Source organism: Streptomyces xiamenensis (assembly GCF_000993785.3).
Taxonomy (GTDB): Bacteria; Actinomycetota; Actinomycetes; order Streptomycetales; family Streptomycetaceae; genus Streptomyces; species Streptomyces xiamenensis.
This window is the reverse complement of sequence record NZ_CP009922.3, coordinates 1,411,904-1,429,652: the sequence shown is the minus strand read 5'-3', so window position 1 is coordinate 1,429,652 and position 17,749 is coordinate 1,411,904. Positions and strand designations below refer to the sequence as shown.

At 72.2% G+C, this 17,749-nt stretch carries 24 protein-coding genes and 1 pseudogene; 12 read left to right on the top strand and 13 right to left on the bottom strand.

From position 1 onward, the window contains the following. Positions 1-10 precede the first annotated feature (10 nt). The 3 genes and pseudogenes from SXIM_RS06545 to SXIM_RS28690 all read left to right on the top strand — a co-directional run. A complete protein-coding gene (locus tag SXIM_RS06545; protein WP_046723240.1) occupies positions 11-886 on the top strand; it encodes a helix-turn-helix domain-containing protein in 876 nt (291 codons plus the stop codon). Then, the gene (locus SXIM_RS06540) at positions 883-1,119 is read left to right on the top strand and encodes a DUF397 domain-containing protein (protein ID WP_078846847.1); all 237 of its coding nucleotides are present in this window, start codon (positions 883-885) and stop codon (positions 1,117-1,119) included. The genes SXIM_RS06545 and SXIM_RS06540 overlap by 4 nt, the downstream gene beginning before the upstream one ends. 86 nt (positions 1,120-1,205) lie before the next feature. Then, positions 1,206-1,364: pseudogene (locus SXIM_RS28690) on the top strand (DUF397 domain-containing protein); the annotation flags it as partial. A gap of 44 nt (positions 1,365-1,408) precedes the next feature. On the opposite strand, the gene SXIM_RS06530 reads toward SXIM_RS28690, so the two are convergent. After that, positions 1,409-1,915, bottom strand: a complete 507-nt coding sequence (locus tag SXIM_RS06530) for a CGNR zinc finger domain-containing protein (RefSeq protein ID WP_046723238.1) — start codon at positions 1,913-1,915, stop codon at positions 1,409-1,411. An 81-nt stretch (positions 1,916-1,996) separates the two neighbouring features. Here SXIM_RS06530 and SXIM_RS06525 point away from each other — a divergent pair, with 81 nt between their 5' ends. Both SXIM_RS06525 and SXIM_RS06520 read left to right on the top strand, forming a co-directional pair. Continuing rightward, positions 1,997-2,881 carry an alpha/beta fold hydrolase gene (locus tag SXIM_RS06525; protein ID WP_046723237.1) on the top strand — a complete coding sequence of 295 codons (885 nt, stop codon included), beginning with the start codon at positions 1,997-1,999 and terminating at the stop codon, positions 2,879-2,881. Positions 2,882-3,103: 222 nt separating this feature from the next. Continuing rightward, a complete protein-coding gene (locus SXIM_RS06520) occupies positions 3,104-3,445 on the top strand; it encodes a DUF5713 family protein (RefSeq protein WP_046725481.1) in 342 nt (113 codons plus the stop codon). A gap of 80 nt (positions 3,446-3,525) precedes the next feature. On the opposite strand, the gene SXIM_RS06515 is transcribed toward SXIM_RS06520, so the two are convergent. Then, positions 3,526-4,134, bottom strand: a complete 609-nt coding sequence (locus tag SXIM_RS06515) for a TetR/AcrR family transcriptional regulator (RefSeq protein ID WP_030726264.1) — start codon at positions 4,132-4,134, stop codon at positions 3,526-3,528. 95 nt (positions 4,135-4,229) lie between these two features. Between SXIM_RS06515 and SXIM_RS06510 the strand changes: the two genes are divergently transcribed. Beyond that, positions 4,230-4,979 carry an SDR family NAD(P)-dependent oxidoreductase gene (locus SXIM_RS06510; RefSeq protein WP_030726266.1) on the top strand — a complete coding sequence of 250 codons (750 nt, stop codon included), beginning with the start codon at positions 4,230-4,232 and terminating at the stop codon, positions 4,977-4,979. 150 nt (positions 4,980-5,129) lie between these two features. On the opposite strand, the gene SXIM_RS06505 is transcribed toward SXIM_RS06510, so the two are convergent. The 4 genes from SXIM_RS06505 to SXIM_RS06490 form a co-directional block, all read right to left on the bottom strand. Further along, on the bottom strand, positions 5,130-5,720 hold the full coding sequence (locus SXIM_RS06505) for a dienelactone hydrolase family protein (protein WP_046723236.1): 591 nt from the start codon (positions 5,718-5,720) through the stop codon (positions 5,130-5,132). 61 nt (positions 5,721-5,781) lie between these two features. Further along, positions 5,782-6,192, bottom strand: coding sequence for a lasso peptide biosynthesis B2 protein (locus SXIM_RS06500; RefSeq protein WP_030726272.1), 411 nt, complete (start codon positions 6,190-6,192; stop codon positions 5,782-5,784). A gap of 4 nt (positions 6,193-6,196) precedes the next feature. Further along, a complete protein-coding gene (locus SXIM_RS06495) occupies positions 6,197-6,469 on the bottom strand; it encodes a lasso peptide biosynthesis PqqD family chaperone (RefSeq protein ID WP_030726275.1) in 273 nt (90 codons plus the stop codon). A gap of 225 nt (positions 6,470-6,694) precedes the next feature. Continuing rightward, entirely contained in the window at positions 6,695-7,597 is a 903-nt protein-coding gene (locus SXIM_RS06490) for a bifunctional helix-turn-helix transcriptional regulator/GNAT family N-acetyltransferase (protein WP_375878998.1), read from the bottom strand. Between the two features lie 157 nt (positions 7,598-7,754). Between SXIM_RS06490 and SXIM_RS06485 the strand changes: the two genes are divergently transcribed. The 3 genes from SXIM_RS06485 (at position 7,755) to SXIM_RS06475 (ending at position 9,488) form a co-directional block, all read left to right on the top strand. Beyond that, positions 7,755-8,891: a hypothetical protein gene (locus SXIM_RS06485; RefSeq protein WP_053116108.1), complete on the top strand. Its 1,137-nt coding sequence runs from the start codon at positions 7,755-7,757 to the stop codon at positions 8,889-8,891. A gap of 112 nt (positions 8,892-9,003) precedes the next feature. Continuing rightward, positions 9,004-9,252 carry a hypothetical protein gene (locus SXIM_RS06480; protein ID WP_030726283.1) on the top strand — a complete coding sequence of 83 codons (249 nt, stop codon included), beginning with the start codon at positions 9,004-9,006 and terminating at the stop codon, positions 9,250-9,252. Continuing rightward, a complete protein-coding gene (locus SXIM_RS06475) occupies positions 9,249-9,488 on the top strand; it encodes a hypothetical protein (RefSeq protein ID WP_030726286.1) in 240 nt (79 codons plus the stop codon). The genes SXIM_RS06480 and SXIM_RS06475 overlap by 4 nt, the downstream gene beginning before the upstream one ends. On the opposite strand, the gene SXIM_RS06470 is transcribed toward SXIM_RS06475, so the two are convergent. Continuing rightward, entirely contained in the window at positions 9,431-9,667 is a 237-nt protein-coding gene (locus SXIM_RS06470; protein WP_148236075.1) for a hypothetical protein, read from the bottom strand. The two genes, SXIM_RS06475 and SXIM_RS06470, sit on opposite strands and share 58 nt — an antisense overlap. Next, positions 9,664-10,275, bottom strand: a complete 612-nt coding sequence (locus tag SXIM_RS06465) for an ABATE domain-containing protein (protein ID WP_046723232.1) — start codon at positions 10,273-10,275, stop codon at positions 9,664-9,666. The genes SXIM_RS06470 and SXIM_RS06465 overlap by 4 nt, the downstream gene beginning before the upstream one ends. A gap of 98 nt (positions 10,276-10,373) precedes the next feature. Between SXIM_RS06465 and SXIM_RS06460 the strand changes: the two genes are divergently transcribed. Together SXIM_RS06460 and SXIM_RS06455 are read left to right on the top strand one after the other, a co-directional pair. Continuing rightward, on the top strand, positions 10,374-11,090 hold the full coding sequence (locus SXIM_RS06460; RefSeq protein WP_174864357.1) for a metallophosphoesterase: 717 nt from the start codon (positions 10,374-10,376) through the stop codon (positions 11,088-11,090). Beyond that, positions 11,087-11,689, top strand: a complete 603-nt coding sequence (locus SXIM_RS06455) for a LysE family translocator (protein WP_030726295.1) — start codon at positions 11,087-11,089, stop codon at positions 11,687-11,689. The genes SXIM_RS06460 and SXIM_RS06455 overlap by 4 nt, the downstream gene beginning before the upstream one ends. 142 nt (positions 11,690-11,831) lie before the next feature. On the opposite strand, the gene SXIM_RS06450 is transcribed toward SXIM_RS06455, so the two are convergent. The 5 genes from SXIM_RS06450 to SXIM_RS06430 form a co-directional block, all read right to left on the bottom strand. After that, positions 11,832-13,100 carry a beta-ketoacyl-[acyl-carrier-protein] synthase family protein gene (locus SXIM_RS06450; RefSeq protein ID WP_030726297.1) on the bottom strand — a complete coding sequence of 423 codons (1,269 nt, stop codon included), beginning with the start codon at positions 13,098-13,100 and terminating at the stop codon, positions 11,832-11,834. 82 nt (positions 13,101-13,182) lie between these two features. After that, the gene (locus SXIM_RS06445) at positions 13,183-13,431 is read right to left on the bottom strand and encodes an acyl carrier protein (protein ID WP_030726299.1); all 249 of its coding nucleotides are present in this window, start codon (positions 13,429-13,431) and stop codon (positions 13,183-13,185) included. 85 nt (positions 13,432-13,516) lie between these two features. Then, on the bottom strand, positions 13,517-14,551 hold the full coding sequence (locus SXIM_RS06440; RefSeq protein WP_030726301.1) for a ketoacyl-ACP synthase III: 1,035 nt from the start codon (positions 14,549-14,551) through the stop codon (positions 13,517-13,519). A 21-nt stretch (positions 14,552-14,572) separates the two neighbouring features. Beyond that, positions 14,573-15,544: an ACP S-malonyltransferase gene (locus tag SXIM_RS06435; RefSeq protein ID WP_030726302.1), complete on the bottom strand. Its 972-nt coding sequence runs from the start codon at positions 15,542-15,544 to the stop codon at positions 14,573-14,575. Between the two features lie 112 nt (positions 15,545-15,656). Next, positions 15,657-16,853, bottom strand: a complete 1,197-nt coding sequence (locus SXIM_RS06430) for a PucR family transcriptional regulator (protein ID WP_043176764.1) — start codon at positions 16,851-16,853, stop codon at positions 15,657-15,659. A gap of 55 nt (positions 16,854-16,908) precedes the next feature. On the opposite strand from SXIM_RS06430, the gene SXIM_RS06425 reads away from it, so the two are divergent. After that, complete coding sequence (locus SXIM_RS06425; RefSeq protein ID WP_046723228.1) at positions 16,909-17,595, top strand: pirin family protein; 687 nt, start codon at positions 16,909-16,911, stop codon at positions 17,593-17,595. Positions 17,596-17,749 lie beyond the last annotated feature (154 nt).

Genomic DNA, 17,749 nt, shown 5'->3' with positions numbered 1-17,749 from the left:
AGGGAGAACTGTGTCGACGAGCGTCAACACCAGTGCCCTCGCGATCCAGCGAGACCTGGGCGAGGAACTGCGCCGCCTACGGCTGGAGGCCGGGTTCAAGACGCAGACGGCGGCTGCGAAGCCGCTGAAGTGCTCGCAGAACAAGATCTCTTACGTGGAGAGCGGCAAGCGCTGGCCGGATGAGGCGCTCCTGAAGCGGATGCTGAAGGTCTACGGTCTCTCGGAGTCGAAGAGTGCCGAGATCAGGGCCACCATCCGGACAGGCAAGTCGATCGAGCGATCGTGGTGGGACGAGCCACGGTATCGGGACCTGATCGCCGGCGGCTTGGGGAAGATCTTCCCTCTCGAAGACGGCGCAGCGAAGATCTGGAACCACTCCGGCACATTCATCCCCGGCCTGCTGCAAACCGAGGGGTACATCCAGGCTCTTGCGGCCTTCGGCCAGAGGGACGAGAGTGCCCTGCATCGTGAACTCTTCGTCGAGATGCGCCTTCGGCGGCAGCACATCCTGACCCGTACTCACCCGGTACTCATGACGGGAATGTTCCTGGAGTCGGCTCTGCGGCCCGTTGTCGGAGGCCGGGAGGTGATGCGTGAGCAACTCCAACACTTGCAGGAGATGGCCCACAAGCCGAACATCACGCTACGCGTTGTGCCGTTCTCGGCCGGGTCCGCCGCTGCTGTCGGCTCGCCGTTTACTCTGTTCGAGTTCCCGGGAGCCCACAACAAGGCGGCGGTCCTTCGCGAGATGTCGCGGGGTGACGATGACACCCACAGCGCGGCAGAGGTTCGCCGGATGCGGCGTCGTTTCAACGACCTTGCGGAGCATGCTCTGGGCCCTGGGGAGACGATTGGACTCATCGAAGAGATTGAGAAGGCGCTATGAGGGATCTCAAGCCCGATCTGTACGCTGCCCCGCTGTCAGGCGAGTGGCAGAAGTCCAGCCTGAGTTCAGGTGACGGAGACGCGTGTGTCCGGCTGATGAAAATAGATGGCGGTGTGGCACTGGGCGATTCAAAGCGTCCTGAGCTGGCCCCGCTTCGGTACACACAAGTCGAGCTAGCGGCCTTCCTTCAGGCTGCGAAGGATGGCGAGTTCGACCATCTTCTTGACAGGTGACGCCGGAGGCGCGCGTGGCGAGTGAAGAAGATTCCGATGTGGGCACTGCGCCGCTGAACGGCCACTGGATGTAGTCCAGTTACAGCGCGGTCAACGGCAACGCCCGCGTTCAGCTCATGACCATGCCCGGCGGCGTTGCCCTGGGTGATTCGAAGCGCCCCGACCTGGCGCCGCCCCACTGCATGCGAACCGGGCTTGCGGCCTTCCTCCGTGCTGCCAAGGCCGGAGCGTTCGACCGCCCCTGAGGGCGCTGAATGCCGTCCCGGGCCAGGTGACTTCGGCTGGCCGGTCAGCCCACGGAGCGCTGTTTGCGCGCGTGGGTGCGGGCCTTCATGCGGTTGCCGCAGGTGGCCATGGAGCACCAGCGGGCTGTTCCGGGGCGGCTGTGGTCGATGAGGAACAGGTTGCACTCCTCGTTCGCGCAAGGCCGCAGCCGTCGCGGCAGTTCCTTGGTGACGCGCGACCACGCCAGGACGACGCGGGCCGCGAGTTCCCTGTCCGGCGCCGCCTCCAACTCCCAGGAGACACCCGCCGGCGAGACGCCGGGGCGGAGTCGTGCCTGATCAAGCACCGTTGCCAGGCCACTGACGTCTGAGGACATCCCCCGGATCAGCCCGTGCAACGTGTCCCGTACCTGGCGTAGATGATCGCGCTCCTCGCGTGTGCCGCGTCCGCCGAGCGTCCGTATCCACTCCGCCGCGTCCTCCGCCGTCAGTGCGTCCGTGGGTCGCCCGTCGAGCACCGGGGCGCTGTTGAGCACGGCGAGCAGGAGTTCCTCGTCCTCGGCCACGCCCATGTCCCGCTCTCCTTGACACGCCCTGCTGTGCTCTGCATGATCAGCATAACCTAACCGGTAAAAATAATTTAAGGGGTTACCGTGGTCGCTGTTCATCACCGGACTGTGGACGTGGACGGTCTGACCGTCTTCTACCGGGAGGCGGGTCCCTCGGACGCCCCCGTCCTCCTGCTGCTGCACGGCTATCCGACGAGTTCGCACATGTTCCGGCACCTGATCCCCGCGCTGGCCGGCCCGTACCGGGTGATCGCCCCCGATCACATCGGCTTCGGCCGATCCTCCGCACCCGACGTGAGCGACTTCGCCTACACCTTCGACGCCCTCGCCGACGTCACGCGCGGCTTCCTGGACGTCCTCGGCGTGCACCGCTACGCGATCTACGTCCAGGACTACGGCGCGCCCATCGGCTGGCGGCTCGCGCTGGCGTCCCCGGAGGCGGTCCTCGCCGTCGTCTCGCAGAACGGCAATGCCTACGAGGAGGGGTTCGTCGAGCCCTTCTGGGAGCCCATCTGGGCCTACGGCGCGCAGCGCAGCCCGGAGAACGAGGAGCAACTGCGGCCCGCCCTGGGCCGGGAGGCCGTCGAGTGGCAGTACACGCACGGTGTTCCCGACCCCAGCCTGATCGACCCGGACGCCTGGGAGCACGACCTGGCGCTTCTCGCCCGGCCCGGCGTCGACCGGGCCCAGCTCGCCCTGTTCGGCGACTACGCCGGTAACCGCGAGCTGTACCCGGCGGTGCAGGCGTGGCTGCGGTCCAGCGGGGCGCCCGTCCTGGCGGTCTGGGGCCGCAACGACGAGATCTTCGGGCCGGAGGGGGCGCGGGCGTTCCGCCGGGACGCCCCGGACGCGGAGATCGTCCTGCTCGACGGCGGTCACTTCCTGCTGGAGAGCCACCTGGACGAGGTCGCCGCCGCCATCCTCCGGTTCCGTCCGCGTGTGCTCGGCGAGCCGGCCGGTCAGCGGTGAGGGGGGAGCGGTAACCCGGGCGGTTCCCGCCCATGAGCCGTCGGGGGAGCCGGCGGACGTGCGGGCGGGGCCTTCCCATTCGCCCCTGCCCCGGCCGTGGCGATCGTCGCGGTGATGGCTGCGCGCCCGCCCCGGGGATCCTTCGTCCGCGTCCCGGTGTGCGGGTCGCCTTCGCATCGGCGTCCCGGGCCGTTGTCAGTGCCGGCGACCATACTCGGCGGCATGCCGATCACGAACCCCCAGGCCGCCGAGCGCCGGTTCCTCGAAGTTCTCTATGCCGATGACTACTTTCCCGATCAGGTCCTGGACCGGGGCCGGGCGATCCTGACGCGGTTGTGTGAACGGATCGAGGCCGAGCGGCCGGCCGATCTCGCCGCGCTGTACGTGCTGACCCATGCCGCCACCGTGGAGTTCAACGCCCTGGAGGCCGAGTTCGAGGCAGCCGGCAGTGAGATCGAGACGGTGGCTCGCGAGGAGATCGGCGGGGACATCTGGTTCGTCGCCCAGGCGTACGGCTTCGCCGACGCGGATGTGGAGGAGCTGATCGCCCCCCGCGAGTGGTGAGGGGCAACTCGGCGCCGGGCGCCGTGCGTCGCACGCCGTGAGCCACCCGGTGGGGGCGGCTGTTCCCGCCACGGCTCTCGTCAGGCGGGCGGCCAGCCGCGCAGTGCCATGTCGGCCACGTGCTGGAGTTCGTCGCGGGTGGCGCCGCCGGCCGCCTGGACGGAGATGCCGTTGGCGAGCGTCATGAGGTAGCGGGCGAGCGCCCCGGGTTCGGCGTCGGCGGGCAGATCACCCTCGTCGGCGGCCTGCCGGAAGCGGTCGCGCAGGTGATCGACGCCCGCATTGCGCCAGTCGGCGAGCAGGTCGCGGCTGCTGACTCCGGCCTCCCCGGCGGCGAGCGCGCCCTGGACGCCGAGGCAGCCGGCGGGGCACCCGGGGCGGGTGCTGACCTCGACGGCGCCGTTCAGGAAGGCGGTGGCCACGGCCAGGGCGGTCGGCTCCCGCAAGGCCCGTGCGACGTACGAGGCGGGGCCCTCGGAGTAGCGGTCCAGGGCCTTGCGGAACAGTTCCTCCTTGTTGCCGAAGGCCGCGTACATGCTGGTGCGGTTGATGCCCATGGCCTCGGTCAGGTCGGCGAGGCTGGCGCCCTCGTAGCCCTGTTCCCAGAAGACCCGCATGGCCCGTTCCAGGGCCTCGTCCGCGTCGAACCCTCGCGGACGGCCGAGACGGCCCTTGTGTCGCGCATCCATGCGGCCCAGTCTACCTCTTCTGTACCGATCGGTTCAGAGGTGCTACGTTTCCTTTTACGTACCGATCGGTGCGGAACTCTGTGGAGGGCAGTCGCATGGGGCAACTCGAAGGCAAGACCGCTGTCATCACCGGCGGTCACACGGGGATCGGCCTGGCCAGCGCCGTACGCATGGCGGCCGAGGGCGCGCACGTGTTCATCTTCGGAAGGCGCAAGGCCGAACTCGACGCGGCGGTGGAGACCGTCGGCGCTCCGTCGGTGACCGCCGTGCAGGGTGACATCACGAACGTGGCCGACCTCGACCGGCTCTACGAGGCCGTCCGCGCCCGGGGGCGTGGCCTGGACGTGGTCTTCGCGAACTCGGCCGCGGCCTTGTTCTCGACGCTGGAGCACACCACCGAGGAGCAGGTCGAGCGGATCCTCGCCGTCAACGTGCGGGGCACCCTGTTCACCGTCCAGAAGGCGCTGCCGCTGCTCAACGACGGCGCCTCGGTGATCCTCAACGCCTCCACCGCCGCCGACAACGGCACCGAGGCGTTCGGCCTCTACGCGGCGTCCAAGGCCGCCGTCCGGTCCTTCGCGCGGACCTGGGCCAACGAACTGAAGGGCCGGGGCATCCGGGTCAACGCCGTCTCGCCCGGCCCGATCGACACCACCGGGATCAGGGATCTCTTCGGCGAGGAGCAGTTGCCCGCCGTCCGGGAGAACCTCGCCGCGGATACCGCGATCGGCCGGATGGGGCGCCCGGAGGAGGTCGCGGGCGTCGTGGCGTTCCTCGCCTCCGACCAGAGCAGCTTCATGCTCGGCGCCAACGTGTACGTCGACGGCGGCGAGAACCAGATCTGACGCGGGGCGGCAGGAGAGCGCCATCGCCTCTCGCGGTGGGCCTCCCACCGGCGTCAGGCACCGGCCCGCACGAAGAGGTCATGTGCGACCCGTCGTTGACGGCCACGACGGGGCCGGCGCGGGGACGGCGGGCCGCGCCGTGCCGGGTGGCTACGGTGCGGTGCCCCGGGAGGTGAGGCCGTGGTCGAGGAAGTCGAGTACCCGGCGCCAGGTCAGCTCGGCGGCCTCCGGGTCGTGGTCCTCGCCTTCACGGTCGATGTAGAAGTGGCCGGCGCCCGGATAGCGGAAGATCTCCAGCTCGACGCCCTGTTCCCGCGCCGCACGACGGAGCGCGGCGACGTTCTCCGGCGGCACGAAGTCGTCCGGTTCGGCCGCGTGCAACTGCACCCGCGTGCCCGGCGGGACGGACGCGGGAAGCTCGGCGGTGGCGTGCAGGAGAAGGACACCGGCGGCAGCGGTGCGCTCGGGCCACAGCTCGGTGACGACACCGGTCCCCATGGAGACACCGGCGAGCACGGTCTCCTCCGGCATGTCCCGCAGCGCCTGCCGGGCACGGTGGACCACTGTCGCCCAGCCGACCCGGTCGAGCAGCTGAAACCCCTCGTCGAGGGTGGTCGCGGTCGCGCCGCCGAACAGGTCGGGTGTGATGACCTGGTGTCCGGCGGCACGCAACCGCTCGGCGGCGAGACGTTCGGCAGGACGCAGGCCGAGGATCGAGTGGAACAGCGCGATATGAGCCATCACGTCATCCTGCCCCACCGCACCGACAGGCCCCCAGGACGTCCCGTCGCGGCGTCGGCCGTCACGGTCCGCGCGGCAGCGGCGGAACGGTGATGACGGGGGTGTAGCCCGTGTCGTGCGGGGGTTCGCCGATCGGGGCGCCGTCGACGGCCACCCAGGCGTGGGCGCCGAACGGTTCCGTACGCACCCCCGTGCACCAGGTGGGCCACACCCCGCGCGCCCGGCACAGCAGTGCGGTGGCGAGGGAGCGCGGCAGACAGCTGCGGGCGGCGGCGCAGCGCGCGCTCGCCGTGACCACCGCGTGCCGGGCCGCGGCCACCTGCTCCGCCGTGGCCGGCCGCGCGCCCCTGCGGAGCAGCTCCAGGACGCGGCGGATGCGGTACGGCCCGGCCCGCGCCAGAGGCCGGGCGGCCACCGCGCACAGCAGGGCCAGGGCGCGGTGGGGCGGGCCGGGGCGGCCGTTCTCGGTCATGGCCTCAGCTCGCCAGCAGTCTTTTTTCCCGCAGGGTGGCGAGCAGGTCGGCCACGTCCGCCTCCGCGTGGACGGCTCCAGGGTGTTCGCGCGCCAGGGCCGCGGCGGCCTGCTCGGGAGTGGCACCGTCGAGGAGATGGCGCAGCACGAGGGTGCCGGTGGGGTTGATCTGCCAGTACTTTCCGGCGCGTTCGTCGAGCAGGACCATGGTGTCGCCGGTGGTCGCCGGGGTGATGCCCGGACGCAGGGCGATGGAGGCGGGTGCGGGTGCGGTCATGGGCTCTCTCCGTTCGGGGTTGCCCGGCCGACGGGCGGCCCCGTCACGGCGGAGGCTCTCCGCAGCGGCCGGGCCGCAACCGGCGAAGCGGCCAAACCGCTCCAACGGGCGAACCCTTCGCATCACCGTCGCCGAGCGCGGTCGGTACGCGACGGGCGCTCCCCGTGAGCCCTCGCTGCCGCCGGGCGGCTCCGGACCCGGGCCAGAGGCCGCGGCGGGGAGGCGTCAGACCGGCTCGCCCGCGGTGATGCGCTTCTCGAACCAGTGGTGGGCGTACGGCTCGGCGTTGAAGGCGGGGACCTCGGTGAAGCCGTACGCGTGATAGAGCCGGATCGCCTCCGTCAGAACCTTGTTGGTGTCCAGCCGGAGGGTGTCGTAGCCATGCCCGGCCGCGCGCGCCTCCAGTTCGGTGAGGAAGCGGCGGGCCAGCCCCAGGCCCCGGGTGGCGGGGGAGACCCACATCCGCTTGACCTCGGCGGGGGCGTCGGCCGGGAGCTTGAGGCCGGCGCAGCCGACGGGTTCGCCGTGCAGCCGGGCCACCAGGAACACGCCGCGCGGCGCGCGGAGTTCGCCCGCGTCGGGGAGCAGGCTGCGGGCGGGGTCGAAGCCGGTGTCCAGGCGTTCGCCCAGCTCGGCGAAGAAGGAACGCAGGCAGTGCTGGGCGTCGGGATGATCCGGGTCCACGGGGTCGAGGGAGACGGTTCCCGCGGTGAGCAGCCGTTCGGCCTCGGCCAGGGCGGAGACCAGTCGTGCGCGCTGGGAGGTGTTCAGGGGTTCGAGCAGCGAGCCGGCCATCTCGTCGCTGCGGCGGTCGAGTTCGTCCAGTTCGGTGCGGCCGGCGCCGGTGAGGCGCACGGTGCGGACCCGCTTGTCGGACGGCAGGGGTTCCACCGTCACCAGGCCCGCCGTCTCCAGCGCGCGCAGCAGCCGGCTGACGTAGCCCGAGTCGAGCCCGAGGCGCTCGCGCAGCCGCCGTACGTCGGAGCCGCGCTCGCCGATCTCCCACAGCAGCCGCGCCTCGCCGATGGGGCGGTCACGGCCCAGGTAATGGTCGTGGAGCACGCCGACACGCTCGGTGATGGTCCGGTTGAACCGGCGGACTTGTTCGATCTGGGGCCTCTCCAGCATCCTCTGACCTTAGTCAGACAATCCGCGTTCTGTCACATCGGGGCGCGTCCGGTGATCGCTTCGCTCCTCCGCACCCCAGCACAACCGCACAAGTTCCGCGTGGCACGGGTGGCGAAGGCTCCGGCGGGTGGAGAAATAAGAGGTGCCCAGGAATGCCATGCGGTTCCGAACGACCGGTGCGGCAGCCGCCGCACTGCTGATGGTGCTGACCCTGCCCGCTTCCCCCGCCTTCGCGGACGGCGCCGGCGCCGGGGGCGGCACCGGGCCGGACCTCCGGTGCGCGGTGACGCGCGGCGCCCTGCTCCAGGTCACCCCGCTGGAGCGGTACGCCCGCGCCGAGGTGGCCGCCATGCTGGAGACCGCGACGGGCGTGCCGGCGCAGGCCGGACTCGTCCGCTACGGGGCCGCGTTCCACCGGCTGACCTACCGCACGCTCGCGCCGCACGGCGGTGCCCTCACCCACTCGGCACTGCTCGTCCTCCCCGTCCTGCCCACCGGTGCCGGTGCCACCCCGCTGCCCACCGTGTCCGGGGTCCCGGGCAGGAACGCCCGGAGCCACGACGCGTACTCCGCCGGTGGGGACGGCTCCGTTGCCGACGCCCTGCTCTACGCGGCGGGCGGATTCGCGGTCGTCGCCGCCGAGGGCCCCCGGCCCGGCCCCCACCTGTCCCCGTACGCCGTCTCCACCCGGTCCGCAGCCCTGGACTCCCTGCGCGCCGCCCGAACCGCCGCCGGGCGTCTGGGGGTACGGCTCAGCGGTGAGCTGTACGTCACCGGCCTCCCGCAGGGCGGGCAGGCCGCCACAGCGGTGGGCCGGGCGCTGCGGAGGGAAGCGGCGGGCCCGTTCGGATGGCGGGCGGCGGCGCCGGTGGCCGGGCCGTACGACCTGAGGGCCGGGCACCTGCCCGTGCTGTCCGGCGCGCACCGTGACGGTCTTTCGCAGGCGCGCTTCCTCACCTACCTCCGGGTCGCCCAGCACCGGCTGCGACCGCCGCACGGGCACCCGGGGGAGGGGCCCCGCCCTCCCTACGCCGCGCACGGGGAGCGGCAGGCCGGCGGAACGCACACCGGCGGCTGGGTCCGTGGCCACCTGCCGGAGGCCGAGGAGGAGCCGCCGGGCCGGTGGTACGCGCCACCGGGCGCTCCCGCCACGGGTGTTGACGGGGCGTGCGCCCGGGGGTCCGGCGCCCTGGTGCGGCTGCACGCGGCGGCGGGGGAGCGGGCGTGTTCACCCGGCATCCCGTCGGCCCCCGGCGCCAACGGGGCGTGCGGGGCCTGGCGGACGTGGTGGTGAGGGCCGCCGCCCGCCGGGGGCAGCGGCCAACTCGGGGCGCAGCGCCGGGTGATCGGCGCGAACCTGCGGTGCCCCGGGTTGTCGCGCGGGCCGGTGGCGCTACGCTGCCCGGGTGGCAGAACCGCTGAAGACCTGGGTCGGTGGCCGGGAGGTGGATGTTCCCAACAGCATCCCCGACATCAGAGCCGCCCTGCCCCCGCAACGACGGCCGGATTTCGACATGGCCATCAACGAGGCCGGGGTGCACGAGATCCACGCCGTGATGCGGCACTGGATGCTGGAGGCGGTACCGGACCCGGCCGCCGACGCCACGATGGAGCGCCTGGCCCGGGAAGAGGCCGAGCGGCACGGCGCCGGGTGAGGCATCGCCTCGCCTACGCGCCGCCGGCCGACGACGGCTTGCGCAAGATGCCGCGACGGTCGGAGTTCGAGAGCGCGATGGCGACGACCATCGCCCGTGACCCGTACGGGCACGGCTCCACGGAGGTCGGCGGTGACCGGGACCGCCGCGACGCCACCGTGGCGGGGGCCATCGTGCGCTACGTGGTCTCGGCCACGGTCCTGACCGTCACCGTGGTCCGGCTGATCTCGCTCTGAGTACGGCTCGGATCCCGTACGAGCGTGGCAGCCGGGCGAGTTGGCGTCCGGCTGCCGTGCGGCGGCCCTTCGGAGCGGGTGATCCGCGCGGTGACCTCGGCGCCCTCCAGGGCTGCGAGGACCGTGGTGGCCGGCTCGCGGGCGTCCGGGGACAGCTTCTCGCGGCTGCTGGAGGTCATCCGGAAGAACTGACCCGGCGCCGGTAATGGCGGGCGGCGCGGGCCCGGTCGGCGCAGGACGGCTTGCACCACTCCTGGCGGCCGTGGCTCTTGACGAAGTACCGCACGCAGCGCGGGGCCGTGCAGGCGCGCAGCCGCTCCCGCTCGGGGCCGGCGAGGAAGGTGATCGTCGCGCGGGCCAGGGCGGCGAGCAGCCGGGCGTCCGGGTCGGCGGCCGAGGGCAGTACGGTCGCCGCCGGAACGCCCCCGGCGGGCCAGTCCAGTTGGGGGGCGACGGGCTCCAGCGCGGCGGCGGCGTTGAGCCGGGCCAGCGCCTCCTCGTGCGGCATGAGCCGGTGGGCGTCCGCCGGGCTGGCCGGGCCGGGGCTGACGGTACGGGCGAACAGGGCCCGTGCCGCCGCCCGCAGGCCGGTGATCCGCAGCCGCAACTCCTCGCTCGCGCCGACGCCTTGGACGGGCAGCGCGGGCTCCCCGGCCGTCCCGCCCGCCCCGGGCAGCTCCGTCAGCCACCGCGCGAGCCCTTCGACGGTGGCCAGGTCGTCGCACACCCCGCCGGAGCCGTCGTGCCGGATCGTGCTCGCCAGGTCCAGGGCCGGCCAGCGTTCCATCGGGTCCCTCGCTCCGCTCCCTTGATGACATCGGTGCGCACAGTCTAAGGTCCTCACGGTAAATCGAAAAATTACCGTGAGAAAAGGAGGGCGCAGTGCTGCTGCTCGCCCAGATCAGTGATCTGCACCTGGACGGAACCGAGCGCGCGACCGAACGGGCCACCCGGGTCATGGAGCATCTGCGCGCCCTGCCCCGCCCCGTCGACACGCTGCTGGTCACCGGCGACATCGCCGACCACGGAACGCCCGAGGAGTACGCGGAGGCCACCCGGATCCTCAAGGCGCCGTTCCCGGTGCTGACCTGCCCCGGCAACCACGACGTCCGCGCCCCGTACGAGCGGGAACTGGGCCCCGGCAACCAGGTTCACCACTTCGGGGAGGTCGCCGTTCTGATGTGTGATGTCACCCTTGAGGGTGAGGACGAGGGGCACCTGTCCCCGGAGACAGCCGCGTGGATCGACCGCACCCTCGGCGCTCTGGCACCGGGCACCCGGGCACTGATCGCCTTCCACCAGCCGCCCGTCGCGCTGCACCACCCGCTGCCGGACGCCCACCGGCTCACCAACCCTGGCGACCTCGCGGCCCTCCTCGACGCCCATCCCGAGGTCATCGCCGTCCTGACCGGGCACGCGCACACCGCCGCCGCCTCGGTCTTCGCCGGGCGCCCGCTCCTGGTGTCCCCGGCCGTCACCTGGACGCTGCGGATGCCCTGGGAGGGCGACCGCCCGGCCGACCGGGAGCAGCCGCCCGGGCTCGCCTACCACCTCCTCGACGACGAGGGGCGGCTGACCACGCACTTCCGCGTCATCCCGTGACGGGGTTCGCGCTGGCGATCCTCCCGCTGGTCATCACGCCCGGAGCCAGCCTGGCGCTGCTCATCCGGCATGTCACCGAGGGCGGCCGGCGGCGGGCGCTGCCGGTGATCCTGGGGACGGCCACCGGGCTGTACGTCCATGCCTCGCTCGCCGTGGCCGGTCTGGCGGCCCTGGTGATGCGCTCGGAGGCGGCGTTCACCGTGGTCAGGATCGCCGGCGCCTGCTACCTCGCCGGGCTGGGGGCGTGGACGTGGTGGTCGGCCACCCGCGCCGTGCCCGCTGCGGCCGGTGGCGGCCGGGTGCGGTGGAACTCCGCCTACCCGCAGGCGCTGTTCGCCAATCTCCTCAACCCCAAGGCGGCCTCGGTCTTCCTCACGCTGGTGCCGCAGTTCGTCACGACCGACCGACCGCTGGGGGGTCAGATCCTCGCGCTGGCCACCGTGCAGGTGGTGATGGTCGGCCTGTGGCTGCTGGGCTGGGCGCTGCTGATGCGGCGGGCCGCCCCCTACCTGGAGAGCGCGCGGGTGCGCGGGGCGGTCGGCCGGGTCACCGGCGGGGTGCTCATCGTGCTCGGGGTGCGAGGGCTGGTCGGCTGGTGACCCGGCTCCCCGCGGCGCCCCGGAAACCATGGCGCCCCCGGAGCGTGACAGAAGGCCGCCCGCCCGGGAAACCCCGGGCGGGCGGCCTTCGTACGCCGTGCCCCGCGTCGCGTGTCCTGGACCCGCGAGCGAGGGCCGACGATCAGTTCGAGCGCAGTGCGAGCACCACGTTGTGGCCGCCGAAGCCGAACGAGTTGTTCAGCGCGGCGATCCGGCCCTGCGGCAGTTCCCGGGGAGCGCCGCGGACGATGTCGGCGTCCGCCACCTCCGGGTCCACCTCGTCCAGGTTGAGCGTGGCCGGAGCCAGCCGGTTGTGCAGCGCCAGGACGGTGGCCACCGTCTCCACGCCGCCCGCGCCACCGAGCAGATGACCGGTCATCGACTTGGTCGCCGAGATGGCCGCGTGGTCCAGGTCCTCGCCCAGCACCTTGCGCATCGCCTTGATCTCCGCGACGTCGCCCTGCGGCGTCGAGGTGGCGTGCGCGTTGACGTGGGCCAGTTCCTTCGGATCGAAGTCCGTCGTCTCCTGGAGGTGCTCCAGCGCCGCCGCGATCCCCCGGCCGGTCGGCTCGGGCTGCGCGATGTGGTGGCTGTCGGCCGACAGGCCCTGGCCGATGACCTCGCAGTACACCCGCGCGCCACGGCGCTCGGCGTGCTCGGCGGACTCCAGAACCACCACGCCCGAGCCCTCGCCCATCACAAAACCGTCCCGCGCCGTGTCGTAGGGGCGCGAAGCGGACTGCGGGTCCTCGTTGTTCTTGCTCATCGCCATCATGCTGGCGAACGCCGCGATCGGAAGCGGGTGGACGCACGCCTCCGTACCGCCCGCGACCACCACGTCGGCGCGCCCGCTGCGGATCATCTCCACCGCGTAACCCACCGCCTCCGAACCGGACGCGCAGGCGCTCACCGGCGCGTGCACCCCCGCCCGGGCACCGATCTCCAGACCGACGTTCGCGGTCGGGCTGTTCGGCATGAGCATGGGCACGGTGTGCGGGGAGACCCGCCGCGCGCCCTTCTCCTTCAGGACGTCGTACTGGTCGAGCAGCGTGATGACACCGCCGATGCCGGAGGCCACCACCGCGCCGAGGCGCTCGGGGATCACCCCGGACTCGTCCTCGCCGGCCTTGCCGGTGAAGCCCGCGTCCGCCCACGCCTCACGGGTGGCGATCAGCGCGAGCTGCGCCGAGCGGTCAAGACGCCGGGCGAGCGGGCGGGGCAGCACCTCGGACGGGTCCACGGCAACCGTCGCCGCGAACCGCACGGGCAGATCCGCCGCCCACTCCTGCTCCAGGGGGCGCGCGCCGGACTTCCCGGCGAGCAGCGCCTCCCATGTTGACGCGCTGTCGCCACCCAGCGGTGTGGTTGCGCCGATGCCGGTGACAACCACCGTTCGATTGGTCGCGTTCACGGGACTTTCCTATCCGCTAGTAAGGGTTCAGAGGTACAGGGGTACCGCGCCACCGCTGGGTGGCGACATGCGCCGAATCAGGTCAGCTCTGGTGCGTGAGGATGTAGTTGGCAGCGTCACCAACGGTCTTCAGGCCCTTGACGTCGTCGTCCGGGATCTTGACGTCGAAGCGCTCTTCGGCGGCCACGACAACCTCGACCATGGACAGCGAGTCGACGTCGAGGTCGTCGGTGAACGACTTGTCCTCGAGCACGTCCTCCTCGGGGATCCCGGCGATCTCGTTCACGATCTCACCGAGACCAGCGATGATCTCTTCCTTGGTGGCAGCCATTGCCGCGCTCCTTCAGTGTGCTGCGGTGGGTACCGCATCTGGGTGATGAAACGGCCCGGCGCTCGCCGTGCCGACTCAGTTGTGCTTAGGGGAGAGTAACGACCGTCGCGGCGTACACGAGACCCGCCCCGAAGCCGATGACGAGAGCGGTGTCCCCGCTCTTCGCCTGACCGGTCGCCAGCATCCGCTCCATCGCGAGCGGAATGGAGGCGGCCGAGGTGTTGCCGGTGGTTTCGATGTCGCGGGCGATCGCGACGTGCTCCGGCAGCTTCAAGGTCTTCACCATCGAGTCGATGATCCGCATGTTGGCCTGGTGCGGGATGAAGACGTCCAGGTCATCGGCGGTGATCCCGGCGGCGTCCAGCGCCTGCTGGGCCACCTTCGCCATCTCGAACACCGCCCAGCGGAAGACCGTCTGACCCTCCTGGCGCAGCGCGGGGAACTTCACCTCGCCCTGCGAGTCCACCGGCAGTTCGCTCAGGTCACCGATGCGGAACCGGTCCCACGGCACGGTCTGCGCGATGACGTCCGACTTGTCGCCCTCCGAACCCCACACGGTGGGGCCCATCGCGGGCTCCTCGGAGGGGCCGAGCACGACCGCGCCCGCGCCGTCCCCGAACAGGAAGGCCGTCGAACGGTCCTCCTTGTCGGTGAGGTCGGACAGCCGCTCCACACCGATCACCACGACGTACCGCGCGCTGCCGGAGACGATCAGGCCCTTGCCGACCGCCAGGCCGTAGCCGAACCCGGCGCAGGCGGCGGAGATGTCGAACGCGGCGGCGTTGCCGGTGCCCAGCTTGTGGGCGATCTCGGTCGCCACGGAGGGGGTCTGCATGAAGTGGGTGACGGTGGCCACCACCACCGCGCCGACCTGGTCGGCGGTGATCCCGGCATCCGCGATGGCCTTGCCCGCGGCGTCCAGCGACATCGAGGCGACCGTCTCGTCCTCGCCCGCCCAGTGCCGGGAGACGATGCCCGAACGCGAGCGGATCCACTCGTCGGAGGAGTCGATGTGCTTGAGGATCTCTTCGTTCGGTACGACGCGGGCCGGGCGGTAGCCGCCGACGCCGAGGATGCGCGCGTGCGGCGCGCCCGTGCCGGGACTGATGGTGGCGGTCATACTCGGTGGCTCCTCTTCGCCTTATTCGCTTGATGCGCCGGCGGCGGAGGCACCGGAACCGGTGCCGGCCGCGCCCGCGGCCGCGGCGAGCAGGTCGCGGGCCTCCGGCAGCTGCTCAGGGGTCTTGATCGCCAGCTGGGCGACACCCTTGAGGTTGCGCTTGGCCAGACCCGCGAGTGTGCCGCCGGGGCACAGCTCCACCAGCGCGGTCGCCTCCAGGCGCCGGAAGGTCTCGGTGCACAGGTCCCAGCGGACCGGGCTGGAGACCTGCGCGACCAGGCGCCGGACGATCTCCTTGCCGCTGGTGACGATCTCACCGTCGGCGTTCGACACGTACTGGATCCCCGGGGCCGGGTCGGCGACGCTGACGTCCCGGGCCGCCTCGTCCATGGCGGCCACGGCGGACGCCATGTGCTCGGTGTGGAAGGCACCGGCCACCTTCAGGGGGATGACCCGCGCCTTCGCCGGCTTGTCGGCGGCCAGCGCCGCCAACTGCTCCAGGGTACCGGCGGCCACGATCTGGCCGCCGCCGTTGTTGTTGGCCGGGGTCAGGCCGAGCGCGTCCAGCTTCGCCGCGACCTCCTCCGGGTCGCCGCCGAGCACGGCCGACATCCCGGTCTCGGTGACGGCCGCCGCCTCGGCCATCGCCAGACCGCGCTTGCGGACCAGCGTCATGGCCTCCTCGTCGCTCAGCACCCCGGCGATCGCCGCGGCCGCCAGCTCACCGACGCTGTGGCCGGCCGTGACACCGGTGTACGGGGTGTCCCCCAGCAGTGCGCGGGCGGACAGCAGGGAACCGGCGACCAGCAGCGGCTGAGCCACCGCCGTGTCGCGGATCTCGTCCGCGTCCGCGTCCGTGCCGTAGTGGACCAGGTCGAGGCCGATGGCGTCCGACCATGCCGTCAGCCGGTCGGCGGCACCGGGGACATCGAGCCAGGGGCGCAAGAAGCCGGGCGCCTGTGCGCCTTGGCCGGGAGCTACGAGTACGAACACCCTCACACTCTCTCTTGGCCAAGGGTGTCCCCGCCGGTGGGGACGGGGACGAAGAACGGCTGATCGAGTTGTGAGGACCCCACAAGGTAAGGGGTGGGCCTCACCCGACCGGTCACACCCGGTGCTCCCCGTCGGCGAGCCGTCCGAGCATCAGCGCGATGCGCAGCGTAAAGGCCGATCGGACATCGGACGGCGGCCAGCCGGTGACGTCGGTCACACGTCGCAGGCGGTAGCGGACGGTGTTGGGGTGAACAAAGAGCATTCTGGCCGCACCCTCCAGCGAGCTGGCCTGCTCCAGATACACGCTCAGCGTCTCCAGCAGCGCGGCCCCCGACTGCTGGAGCGGTCTGTAGATCTCCTCCACCAGAAGCGTCCTGGCCACCGGATCGCCCGCCATGGCGCGCTCCGGCAGCAGATCGTCTGCCAGGACGGGGCGCGGGGCGTCCGGCCAGGCGGCGCACGCCCGGAGCCCGGCGGCGGCGGCCTGCGCGGAGCGGGTGGCCGCCCGCAGGTCCCCGACCACCGGACCGGCCACCACAGGGCCCGAGGCGAAGGGGCCGATCAGCGACTTCGCGGCGGCCAGCGGATCGTCGCTGCCGCCGGTGATGACGACCAGGCGCTTGCCCAGCACCCCGGTCAGCACCTGGAGCTTGGCATAGCGGGCGGCCCGCCGGATCGCCTCCACCGTCAGTTCGCTGTCCCCGTTGGGCGCGCTGCCCAGCAGCACCGTCACATGGTCGGGCGAGGACCAGCCCAGCGCCGCCGCCCGGGAAAGATCACCCTCATCGGCTTCCCCGGACACCACGGCGTTGACGACCAGGGATTCGAGCCGGGCGTCCCAGGCGCCGCGCGCCTCCGCGGCCTGCGCGTACACCTGGGCGGTGGCGAAGGCGATCTCCCGGGCGTAGACCAGCAGGGCGCTCCGCAGCACCTCTTCCTGGCCGGGGGCGGCGATCTCGTCGACGGCGGTCTCGACCACCTCGATGGTGGTGCGGACCATCTCGACGGTCTGCCGCAGCGTGATCGCCCGGGTCAGCTCGCGCGGCGCGGTGCCGAACACGTCGGTGCTGATGGCCTGCGGGGTCTCGGGATGCCGGAACCACTCCGTGAACGCCGCGATACCGGCCTGGGCGACCAGGCCGATCCAGGACCGGTTCTCCGGCGGCATCGCGCGGTACCAGGGAAGCTGCTGATCCATCCTGGTGATCGCGGCCGCCGCCAGCTTCCCGGAGGATTGTTCGAGGCGGCGGACGGTGGCGGCATGCGGGTGACTCTGATCGGCATCGGACACGGGTCCAGCCTGCCTCATCCGGCGGGCGCTCATTCCCGGCGGGGGTCCGCGGGCGGTGGATACGGTGGGGCCCATGGGTGACGAACGGGTGCGAGTGCAGCGCGGTGCCGACCGCCACCGGGGCGGGGAACCGGGGGAGGGGATCGACAGCCGGTACGCGTTCTCCTTCGGCGGCCACTACGACCCGGACAACGTACGGTTCGGGCCGCTGCTCGCCTGCAACGAGGAGCGGCTGGCGCCCGGCAGCGGCTTCGGCGAGCACCCGCACCGGGACGTGGAACTGGTGAGCTGGGTGCTGGCGGGCACGCTGACGCACCAGGACGCGGCCGGCCGGACGGTCACGCTGGGCCCGGGGGACCTCCAGCACCAGTCGGCGGGCGCCGGCATCCGGCACGCCGAGCGCAACGCGGGCCCGGCGCCGCTGCGTTTCCTGCAGATGTGGCTGGAACCCGGCACGGCGGGCGGCGAGCCCCGGTACACGGTGCTGCGGTCGGTGCCGCTCGACGAGCCGTACGAGGTGCCGGGTGCGGGTGCCCGGCTGCGGGTGTGCCGCCCGGCGGCGGGCGCGGGGCTCGCCCTGCCGCCGGCGCCCCGGGTGTATCTGGTGGTGACGGCGGGGTCGGTTCGGCTGGGCGACACCGTGTGCGAGGCGTCCGACGCGGCCCGGATCACGGACGCCGCCGGGCTGACGGCGGAGGCGGGGCCGGCGGGGGCCGAGGTGCTGATCTGGGAGTTCGACGGCGGTCACGGGGCGCCCTGACCGCACGCCGCACGACGTACCGCATGACCGGGGCGGGGACGGTGCCGGGCCGGCGGGCGGCCGGGCCGCGTCCCGGGGTTCCCGGAAGGTGACGGAGGTCACACAGCGGTAATCTCGGTGATATCAACAGATTGTTTAAGGCGCCTACGGTCCA

Coding starts and splice junctions, on each gene's coding strand:
- SXIM_RS06540 (WP_078846847.1), top strand. CDS start 883: ATGAGGGATCTCAAGCCCGATCTGTACGCTGCCCCGCTGTCAGGCGAG.
- SXIM_RS06530 (WP_046723238.1), bottom strand. CDS start 1,915: ATGGGCGTGGCCGAGGACGAGGAACTCCTGCTCGCCGTGCTCAACAGC.
- SXIM_RS06520 (WP_046725481.1), top strand. CDS start 3,104: ATGCCGATCACGAACCCCCAGGCCGCCGAGCGCCGGTTCCTCGAAGTT.
- SXIM_RS06515 (WP_030726264.1), bottom strand. CDS start 4,134: ATGGATGCGCGACACAAGGGCCGTCTCGGCCGTCCGCGAGGGTTCGAC.
- SXIM_RS06510 (WP_030726266.1), top strand. CDS start 4,230: ATGGGGCAACTCGAAGGCAAGACCGCTGTCATCACCGGCGGTCACACG.
- SXIM_RS06505 (WP_046723236.1), bottom strand. CDS start 5,720: ATGGCTCATATCGCGCTGTTCCACTCGATCCTCGGCCTGCGTCCTGCC.
- SXIM_RS06500 (WP_030726272.1), bottom strand. CDS start 6,192: ATGACCGAGAACGGCCGCCCCGGCCCGCCCCACCGCGCCCTGGCCCTG.
- SXIM_RS06495 (WP_030726275.1), bottom strand. CDS start 6,469: ATGACCGCACCCGCACCCGCCTCCATCGCCCTGCGTCCGGGCATCACC.
- SXIM_RS06490 (WP_375878998.1), bottom strand. CDS start 7,597: ATGCTGGAGAGGCCCCAGATCGAACAAGTCCGCCGGTTCAACCGGACC.
- SXIM_RS06485 (WP_053116108.1), top strand. CDS start 7,755: ATGCGGTTCCGAACGACCGGTGCGGCAGCCGCCGCACTGCTGATGGTG.
- SXIM_RS06470 (WP_148236075.1), bottom strand. CDS start 9,667: ATGACCTCCAGCAGCCGCGAGAAGCTGTCCCCGGACGCCCGCGAGCCG.
- SXIM_RS06465 (WP_046723232.1), bottom strand. CDS start 10,275: ATGGAACGCTGGCCGGCCCTGGACCTGGCGAGCACGATCCGGCACGAC.
- SXIM_RS06445 (WP_030726299.1), bottom strand. CDS start 13,431: ATGGCTGCCACCAAGGAAGAGATCATCGCTGGTCTCGGTGAGATCGTG.
- SXIM_RS06440 (WP_030726301.1), bottom strand. CDS start 14,551: ATGACCGCCACCATCAGTCCCGGCACGGGCGCGCCGCACGCGCGCATC.
- SXIM_RS06430 (WP_043176764.1), bottom strand. CDS start 16,853: ATGAGGCAGGCTGGACCCGTGTCCGATGCCGATCAGAGTCACCCGCAT.
- SXIM_RS06425 (WP_046723228.1), top strand. CDS start 16,909: ATGGGTGACGAACGGGTGCGAGTGCAGCGCGGTGCCGACCGCCACCGG.